General features: G+C 62.1%; 2 protein-coding genes. Both read right to left on the minus strand.

Annotation, left to right across the window (positions count from 1 at the left end; all coding sequences use genetic code 11):
* On the minus strand, positions 1–226 hold a 226-nt coding region (locus A2J02_RS05905), incomplete at its 3' end, for a TetR/AcrR family transcriptional regulator (RefSeq protein WP_156516114.1).
* Positions 226–533, minus strand: a 308-nt coding sequence (locus A2J02_RS05910) for a DUF1348 family protein (RefSeq protein WP_156516115.1), incomplete at its 5' end; no start/stop codon positions are given. The genes A2J02_RS05910 and A2J02_RS05905, both read right to left, overlap by 1 nt.

Consider the following 533-nt stretch of genomic DNA (forward strand, 5'->3'; position numbering starts at 1 on the left):
TGCGCAAGGGAACGAAGATCTGTTCCTCGAACCACTTGCCTACCTGCTCGAGGACCGCACGGGCCATGTCCGTCTTTCCTGCGGGAAAGAAGTGGTAGAGGCTGCCCCGGCCGAGCCCGGTCTCCTGCTGGATGACGGAAAGAGAGCCGCTCTCGAAACCACGCTTGCGAAACACGTCGGCGAGGGCTCGGACCGCATCCGAGCGTTCGAGGACAGTTCGGGCCATTACAGTCCGAGGTCACTCAGGCCGGCGTGGTCGGCGGGACGGGGGCCGGATGCATCCCAGAAGAACTTACGGTCGGACTCCGTGATCGCGACGTCGTTGATGCTCGCGTGGCGGTGCGTCATCAGTCCGTCCTTATCGAAGTGCCAGTTCTCGTTGCCGTAGGCGCGGAACCATTGTCCGGTGACGTCACGATACTCGTAGGCGAAGCGAACGGCGATCACCTCGCCCGTGTACGCCCACAACTCTTTGATGAGCCGGTAATCGAGCTCGCGGTCCCATTTGTCGGTGAGGAACTCCACGATCTCGG

The sequence above is a fragment of the Rhodococcus sp. EPR-147 genome (assembly GCF_001647185.1).
In the GTDB taxonomy this organism is placed as follows: Bacteria; Actinomycetota; Actinomycetes; order Mycobacteriales; family Mycobacteriaceae; genus Rhodococcoides.